7 protein-coding genes and 1 pseudogene are annotated in these 8,046 nt (G+C 72.3%); 3 read left to right on the top strand and 5 right to left on the bottom strand.

The features are described 5' to 3' along the window. Positions 1-145: 145 nt before the first annotated feature. Together WEB03_RS01365 and nrdR are read right to left on the bottom strand one after the other, a co-directional pair. The gene (locus WEB03_RS01365) at positions 146-475 is read right to left on the bottom strand and encodes a putative quinol monooxygenase (protein WP_368069176.1); all 330 of its coding nucleotides are present in this window, start codon (positions 473-475) and stop codon (positions 146-148) included. A 22-nt stretch (positions 476-497) separates the two neighbouring features. After that, positions 498-965, bottom strand: coding sequence for a transcriptional regulator NrdR (nrdR, locus tag WEB03_RS01360; protein ID WP_368069175.1), 468 nt, complete (start codon positions 963-965; stop codon positions 498-500). Between the two features lie 143 nt (positions 966-1,108). Here nrdR and WEB03_RS01355 point away from each other — a divergent pair, with 143 nt between their 5' ends. Continuing rightward, a complete protein-coding gene (locus WEB03_RS01355) occupies positions 1,109-1,987 on the top strand; it encodes a hotdog fold domain-containing protein (protein WP_368069174.1) in 879 nt (292 codons plus the stop codon). Positions 1,988-1,991: 4 nt separating this feature from the next. Here WEB03_RS01355 and WEB03_RS01350 read toward each other — a convergent pair whose 3' ends face one another. Further along, on the bottom strand, positions 1,992-2,882 hold the full coding sequence (locus tag WEB03_RS01350) for a GNAT family N-acetyltransferase (RefSeq protein WP_368069173.1): 891 nt from the start codon (positions 2,880-2,882) through the stop codon (positions 1,992-1,994). 160 nt (positions 2,883-3,042) lie between these two features. Here WEB03_RS01350 and WEB03_RS01345 point away from each other — a divergent pair, with 160 nt between their 5' ends. Continuing rightward, entirely contained in the window at positions 3,043-4,425 is a 1,383-nt protein-coding gene (locus WEB03_RS01345) for an amidase (RefSeq protein WP_368069172.1), read from the top strand. 57 nt (positions 4,426-4,482) lie between these two features. Here the strand turns inward: WEB03_RS01345 and WEB03_RS01340 are convergent, their stop codons facing one another. Continuing rightward, positions 4,483-5,628 (bottom strand): AI-2E family transporter, encoded by a 1,146-nt coding sequence (locus WEB03_RS01340; RefSeq protein WP_368069171.1) that lies wholly within the window; start codon positions 5,626-5,628, stop codon positions 4,483-4,485. 127 nt (positions 5,629-5,755) lie between these two features. Then, the gene (locus WEB03_RS01335; RefSeq protein WP_368069170.1) at positions 5,756-6,937 is read right to left on the bottom strand and encodes an AI-2E family transporter; all 1,182 of its coding nucleotides are present in this window, start codon (positions 6,935-6,937) and stop codon (positions 5,756-5,758) included. A 531-nt stretch (positions 6,938-7,468) separates the two neighbouring features. On the opposite strand from WEB03_RS01335, the pseudogene WEB03_RS01330 reads away from it, so the two are divergent. After that, positions 7,469-8,046 (top strand): annotated as a pseudogene (locus tag WEB03_RS01330) (hypothetical protein); the annotation flags it as partial.

Raw genomic sequence — 8,046 nt, 5'->3', positions numbered from 1 at the left:
CTGGCGCCACACGAGCACCCCGGTGGGTCGGGCGCACCGATCGGATGGGCTCCGGACGTCCGAGGGGCCGACCGGGCGATAACCGCTGTTGTCGGTAGCCACAACGCCCCCGCTACGGGGCATCGCCCGCTGAGCCGGGCGCGGCTCAGGTCGCGGTAGCGGCAGGACCGTCGAGTCCGATGCCACCGACGAGACGGAGCTCGGTGCGGTCGCCCATCCCGGCGATCAGCGGCCGGGCCCGCCCGATGACGTCCTGCACGCCAGCGAGGTGCAGCGACGCCTCGTGGGCGTCCTGGTCTCGCCACACCTCGACGATCCACACCGCGTCGGGATCGTCCTGGCTGCGGTTGACCAAATACAGGCGGCACCCGTCCGCTGGCGCCACGGCGTCCGCTGCTTCGAGCAGCAGCGCCTCCAACCGATCGCCGTCCCCGGGCGTGGCTCGGATGCTGCCGCAGAGCGTGTAACCAGCCATGGTCGATCCTCCGTCGAGTGGGTCAGGCGGACTTCGGGGGCGCTTCCTTGCGCAGGACCGACAGCTCCTTCTCGAAGTCCTCTGCGCCCTGGAAGTCCTTGTAGACGCTGGCGAACCGGACGTAGGCGACCTGGTCGAGCTCGCGGAGCTGCACGAGCACCTGCAGCCCGACCTGTTCTGAGGTGACCTCGCGGACGCCGAGGTCGCGGAGGGCGGCCTCGACGGCGGCGCTCGCTCGTTCGAGCTCGGCTGCCGGTACGCGGCTCTTGGCCGCCCGGCTCATCCCTTCGAGCACCTTCGGGCGGGAGAAGGGCATCACGGTGCCCGACCGCTTGCGGACCAGCAGCTCCGGCCGCTCGATCCGCTCGAAGGTCGTGAAGCGGTGGCTGCAGGAACGGCACTCGCGCCGCCGTCGGATCGCGTCGCCGACGGGCACCGGGCGTGAATCGACCACCCGGTCGTCGTCCACACCGCAGACGGGACAGCGCACCGCCCGACCTTCCGTACCGAGTTCGCCAGCCCCGGGGACCCGGGCGCCGGTCCGGCCGCCCTCGTCGGCCGTTCGCTCGGCAACCTACGACCCGTCCGGGCCCGAGGCGAGCACCCTCGGGCGGCCCGGTAGCGTGCCGCACCGTGACGACCTGGATACCCGCGGGGCCGCCCGCGCTCGGAGCCGCCGTCGGGGCGGACGCCACCCCCGAGGGTGGCTGGCTCGTGCGCCCGTTCCGGGCCGGACCGGGCCTCGACGGACCCCCGGGCATCCTCCAGGGTGGGCTGGCAGCGACCCTGCCATCGGTCGTCGCGCGGTTGAGCGATCCGTTCGGGGCACCGCTCACGTCGGTGACCGCCCGGCTCCACGCTCCCACCCCGCTCGAACGGGAGCTGCGGTTCGCCCTGCGACCTGCCGACGGCGTCGCCCGCCACGAGGTCCAGCTCCGAGACGGCGACCAGCTCCTGGTGTCCGCCACCGTCGAGCTCGCCGGCCGCGACCGGGCCCCCGCGGTACCCGACCTCGTCGAGCTCGCGCTCGGCGAGCTGCCGCCGCAGCAGCACCAGCGCACCTACCCCCGGTGCTTCGTCTGCGGACCGGACAGCCCCCACCCGCACGCGCTCCGGTGCACCTACGGCCACGTGCGCGACGACGCGGTCGCCCTGCCGTGGCTGGCCGAGGAGGACCTCGCCACCGCCCCCGACCCTCGCCGTCGGCACGACGAGGGTCCCGGCACGATCGACCCGGTGGTCGTCGGCGCGGCCCTCGACTGCCCCGGCGTGTGGGCCGCGACACCGGCGTTGACCGGAGCCGGCTACGCGGGCTGCCTGCTGGCCGGCATGGAGGTCCGCTGGTACCGCGACGCGCCGGCCTACGAACCGCTGCGGCTCGTGGCCCGACACGACGAGCTCGATGGCCGCAAGGTCCGGGTCCGCACGGCCCTCATCGACGAGGACGGTCTCGTCCACGCGGTCGCGTCGGCGTTGCACATCGCCGTCGCCGAGGTGCCCTCGCTGCCCTGAGGGTTCAGCGTTGGTCGTCGCGGCGTTCGACCAGCAGCCGCCGCCCGTCGACACCGGTGGTGGTGTCCCACTCGTCCACGGCCTCCAGACGGCCATCACGACGGCGCTGCATCCGGGCGCGTCCGTGCCCGACGATCTGCTGCGGCTGCGCAGCGCCCTTCTCGTCGACCAGGTGGACGAAGTGGTAGACGAGCACGTCGCCGACGAGGAGCCCGGCCAGCTCGCCCTCGCTGATCTCGTGTCCGTCGTAGCGGGCGATGATCCTGCGGCTCTCCTGGAGGAACTTGACCAGGACCCCGTGGGAGGGCGGCCCTTCGATGGTCTCCTCGACCGCGAAGGTCAACCCGTGCAGGTCGTAGCCCTTCTCGTCGCCGCGGTGGCGGCCGGCCTCCCAGTCGGTGCGTGTGAGCGCGTAGCCCCACTCCGAGGCGAGCGCACCGTCGGTCTGCTGGAAGGAGTCGCGGTAGCGGGCCTCCATGCGGAAACCGGCGGCGTTGAACGCTCGCTGCATCGGCACGTTGTGCTCGTGCGCGCGTCCGGCCAGACGGACCAGGTGCGGGTTGGCCGCGAAGTGGTGGTCGGCGAGCTGACGCAGCACCTCACGACCGACGCCACGACCGCGTCGGGGCGCGGCGATGCGGATCTCCATCCGTGCGTCGGCCTCCGCCAGGCCCGTGACGAGCGCGAACCCACCGGGGTCACCGTCGACCACGATGGCCCACGCGAAGCGGTCGTCGGACGTCCAGACACCCTCGTCGATCTCGGCGGCGAGCTTCTCGCTGTCCCAGCCGTGATCGCGGGCGTACGCGGACGTCGCGGAGGCGTCGAGCTCGACGGCCCACGCCGCGTCCTCGGAGGTGAGGACGCGCAGGTGCACCTCGTGACGTGCAGGCACGGCAGATCCCCTCAGTGTCCGGCAGTGTCCGGACTCGCACAGTCTGCCTGACGGCTGCGACACGTGCTGACCCGGCTCACCGTCCGACAGCGGGAACCTGTCGGTCATCGCAGCCGTACGCTGCCAACCACACGTCGGGCCACACCACCGAGGAGCATCCGTGACCACCGAACTCGTCGGATGGAGCGCGAGCGACCTCGCCGATGCGGTGCGTTCGGGACGGGCCAGTGCGGTCGACGTCGTGCGCGCTCACCTCGACCAGCTCGCCGAGGTCGAGCACCGGCTCGGCGCCTACGTGACGGTCCTCCGACGTGAGGCGATGGCGGCCGCCGAAGCCGTCGACGCCTCCGACGGTCGCGGGTCGCTGCCGCTGGCCGGTGTCCCGGTCGCCATCAAGGACGTGGTGGCCGTCGCTGGCCAGCCCACGCGCCACGGCTCGCTGGCCACCTCTCCCGAGCCGGCGACGGCCGACGACGAGGTCGTGGCGCGGTGGCGCGCGGCTGGTGCGGTCGTCATCGGCATCACCCGGTGCCCCGAGCTGTCGCTGTGGGGCACCTCCGATGACCCGGACGGCACCGCCGTCTCCCCGTGGCAGCCGACCCGCACGGCCGGTGGGTCCTCGGGTGGGTCCGGTGCGGCCGTGGCTGCTGGCACCGTCGCGTTGGCGCTCGGTACCGACGGGCTCGGATCCGTGCGTATCCCGTCGGCCTGCTGCGGGCTGTTCGGTATCAAGCCGGGCGGTGACCTCGCCGTGGAGCGGTACGCCGACGGGCTCCCGTACTGGTTCGGGATGTCGCACTACGGGCCGCTCGCGACCAGCGTGGCGGACGCGGCCTTCGGCCTGGCGACCATGGTCGACCGTCCGGAGTTGGCGACGGTCGCGCCGCCGCGCCGACGGCTGCGCGTGGCGGTGTCCTGGGCACCTCCTGCCCCTGGCGTGGTGGTGACGCGACCGTGGATCGACGCAGCGGCCGAGGCCGGCCGGGTGTTGCGTCACGTCGGTCACGACATCGCCCACGACGATCCGCCGTACGAGCCGGCGACGGTCGGCGCGGCGGTGCTGCGGTGGACCCAGGCCGCACATCAGGACCTCGAGCGGCTGGTGGTGGCACCTGAGCGTCTCCAGCCGCGGACCCTCGCCCACGCACGGGCGGGGGAGCGCACGGCCCACAGCCTCCCGGTCGACGAGTCGCAGGCGCTCCGGTGGCGTGAACGCGTCGATCCGTTCCTCGAGCGCTACGACGTCCTCATCACCCCGATGTTCGCCAAGGTCCAGCCGAAGGCGGCGGACTGGCACCGCAGAGGCTGGCTGCAGAACGTCACCGCGAACCTCGCCGCCTACCCGTTCGCTGCCCCGTGGAACCTCGCTGACGTCCCGGCCGCCAGCGTCCCGATCGGATCGCACGGCGGTGCACCGTTAGCCGTCCAGATCGTCGGTCGGCGGGGCGGGGAGGCGATGGTCCTGGCGGTGGCTGCCGAGCTCGAGCGATCGGCGCCGTGGGTCCGGCACCCACCGGGCTGGGGTGTCGCCGGCACCTCGTGATGGCGGCTCCTGGGGATCCTCGGCGAGCAGGTCGAGCACGTCCGATCGCGAGAGCCGTCAGCGCTGTTCGCGGCGGCGTTCGAGCACCGTCGGCTGCGGGCTGGTGTGGCCGACGGGTTCCGGTCCGAGCGGTTCGCCACCGCCCGCGGTGATGTCGCCGGCGTAGCGTTCGCTGCGCAACCGCAGCTCGTTGGCGACCGACGAGGCGGTGGCGGACAGCGGGACGGCGAGGAAGGCGCCGGGGAGCCCGGCGAGCACCGCGCCGGCGGTGATCGCCAGCAGGACCACCACCGGGTGGAGCGCGACGGCGCGTCGGAGCAGGACCGGCTGCAGGACCTGTCCCTCCACCTGCTGGACGCCGACCACCACGAGCAACACGAACAGCGCGGTCAGCGGTCCTCCCGCCGCCAGTGCGACGAGGACGGCGACCAGGCCGCTGACGAACGCGCCGATGACGGGCACGAACGCGCCGAAGAAGACCAGCAGGGCGAGCGGGAGCACCAACGGCACCCGCAGGAGCGCGAGTCCGATCCCGATGAGCACGGCGTCGACGGTGGCGATGAACACCGTCCCGCGGATGAACGCCGACAGGGCGAGCCACGCGCGCCGGCCGGTCGCGCGCACCACGTCGCGGTAGGGGGCTGGGGTCCGCGCCAGACCCCAGGCGACGATCTGTCCGCCGTCCTTGACCAGGAAGAACAGCACGACGAGCGAGAGCACCAACCCGGTGACGAGCTCGACGAGGAGGATGGCACCCGCCGCGACCTGGCCGGCGATCTCGCCCTGCTCCTCGGCGCCGCCCGCACGTTGCGTGAGCTGCTGGAAGAAGTCGGCGATCTTGTCACGGTCGTAGTCGAGCGGGCTGGCCTCGACCGCGCGGATGAAACGGTTCGCGCCGTCGCGGACCGTCGGCACGAGCGCTTCGACCTGTTCGGAGAAGGCCGGGACGAGGGCGGCGATGATGCCGCCGACCACCGCGAGCCCACCGACGACCACGATCCCGGCGGCCAGCCCTCGAGGAGCTCCGCGGGCCTCGAGCCACCGTGCCGGCGGCACACACAGCGTCGCCAGGAGGATCGCGATGAACACCGGCAGGGTGACGAGAGCGAGCCTGCGCGCGAGGAGGAGCAGCGCGGTGGCGACCACGAGCACGAGCAGCAACCGCCAGGCCCACGCCGCGGCGGTGGCCAGCCACGAGGGCACGCGCTCCACCTCGGGGGTCCGGGCGTTCGCTGACCACCAGCCCCACCGTCGTTCGCCCCGTCGACGCTCGGGCCCTTGCTCCGCTCCGTGCAGCCGTCCTTGGTCGCCCACCTCGCGTCCTCCGCGCTCAGTCCTGCTCGCCGACGGGCTCGCTCGCGGGCCCCAGCGGTTCGGGACCGCCCTCCTCGATCTCGCCGTCGCCAGCCTCGTGGCGCAGGCGCAGCTCGTTGCCGACGGCTGACAGCACGGCCGCGACGGGGACGGCGAGGAAGGCGCCGACGATGCCGGCGAGGACACCTCCGGCGGTCAACGCCGTCAGCACGATCACCGGGTGGAGCGCGACGGCGCGACGCATGATGGTCGGCTGCAGGACGTTGCCCTCGACCTGCTGCACGCCGAAGACGATGGCGAGCACGATGAGCGCCTTCACGAAGCCACCTGAGGCGAGTGCCACGAGCACGGCGACGAGGCCGCTGATGAACGCGCCGATGACGGGGATGAACGCGCCGAGGAACACCAGGAGGGCGAGGGGCAGCACGAGCGGGACACCGACGATGGCGAGCCCGATACCGATCGCGATGGCGTCGATGAGCGCGATGGTGGCGGTACCGCGCACGAAGCCCGCGAGGGCGCTCCAGGCGCGGTGGCCGACCGCCCGGACCACGTTCCGGTGGTCGTCGGGGGTGCGGGCGATGAACCAGTCGACGATCGACTCGCCGTCCTTGACGAAGAAGAACAGCAGCACGATGGCGAGGGCGAGGGCGGCGATGCTCTGGAGGATGACGACCAGGCCGCTGGCGACCTGGCCGGCGATCTCGCCTCCCGAGCCCTCGGCCTGCTCGGTGAACCTCGAGACGAGGTCCATCACCTCCTGGCGGTCGTAGTCGAGGGGGCCCTCCTCGAGCCACACGAAGACCTGGTCGATGGCCTCGGCGATCGTCGGCTGCAGCTCCTGGACCTGCGAGACGAACGCCGGGGTGAGCGCGGCGATGAGGCCGCCGATCGCGACCAACCCGCCGATGACCACGATCGCGGCCGCTGCGCCCGCGGGGATGCCGCGCTGCTGGAGGGCCCGCGTCGGCGGGACGCAGAGGGTGGCGAGGATCAGCGCGACGATGATGGGGATGGTCACGAGCGCGAGGCGGCCGAACACGTAGAGCAGGGCGCCCGCTCCGATGATCAGGACCAGCAGCCGCCAGGTCCACGCGGCGGCGGTCGCCAACCACGAGGAAACCCGCGCGAGTTCGCCGCGTCCGGCGGCCGCCCTGTCACCTGCGGCGCTCGCCCCGCTACTGGGCTCATCGATCACGTGCACGCTCCTGTGAGGCGGCAGCGTCGGCCGCGCGGGCTGAGGCTAGGGCACCGAGCCCCGTGGACCGAGGTAGCGGTCCGGGTGATCGACCCACCTGCCTGTCCGCGAGCTGCATCGCGGCCCCGCAGCGCCGCTCCCCGAACGCGGTCGGGCGCTCCGCGCGCTGGTTGCAACCTGCGAGCAGTTGATAGCGCTGTGGAGAAGGCCCCACAGGTTGTGGATGGAGCCGTGCACGACCGGTGGACGGCACCCCTGACCACCACATGTGGTGGTCCAAGGGCGTTCATCCCCCTACGGGTTGTGCATCGACGTCGCTCGACGCGCGATCAGGTGCTTGCGAAGGTCCGACGCGTCCGGTTGAGTCGGTCGTCGGACGACACGCGTGTAGTTCCACCGCTGGGACCGCCACCGCCGGGTCGATCTGGACCAGCACCACGCGTCCCGGCTCGCGGAACACGGCCCGGGACGCCGCCGAGGAAGCGCCCGAGCAGCACGCCGAGCACGACGCGATGAACAGGAGCCACAGGGATGGCGGACACGACCCGCAAGGCAGCAGACGAGATCGCCGCGACCGGCAGCACCGCCGTCAAGGTGACCGGCAAGAAGCCCGGCCTGGCCTTCCAGCGCTACTTCACCCGCCCCGACGTGCACCCCTACGACGGGCTCGAGTGGGAGCTGCGGGACGCGGTGCTGACCAACTGGCGCGACCAGACCGTCTCGTTCGAGCAGCGCGGTGTCGAGTTCCCCTCGTCCTGGTCGATGATGGCGACCCAGATCGTGTCGCAGAAGTACTTCCGCGGCACGCTCGGCACGCCGGAACGTGAGTCGTCGGTCAAGCAGATGATCGACCGGGTCGCCGACACCATCACCGGGTGGGGTCTCGAGGGTGGCTACTTCACCGGCGAGGACTCCGCTGAGGTCTTCCGCGCCGAGCTCAAGCACCTGCTCGTCCACCAGAAGGCCGCGTTCAACAGCCCGGTCTGGTTCAACGTCGGCGTCGAGGACGAGCCGCAGTGCTCGGCCTGCTTCATCCTCCAGGTCGAGGACAAGATGTCCTCCATCCTCAACTGGTACGTCGAGGAGGGGACGATCTTCAAGGGCGGCTC

Source organism: Nitriliruptor sp., assembly GCF_040882075.1.
In the GTDB taxonomy this organism is placed as follows: domain Bacteria; phylum Actinomycetota; class Nitriliruptoria; order Nitriliruptorales; family Nitriliruptoraceae; genus Nitriliruptor.
This window is presented reverse-complemented; position numbering and strand designations above follow the sequence as displayed.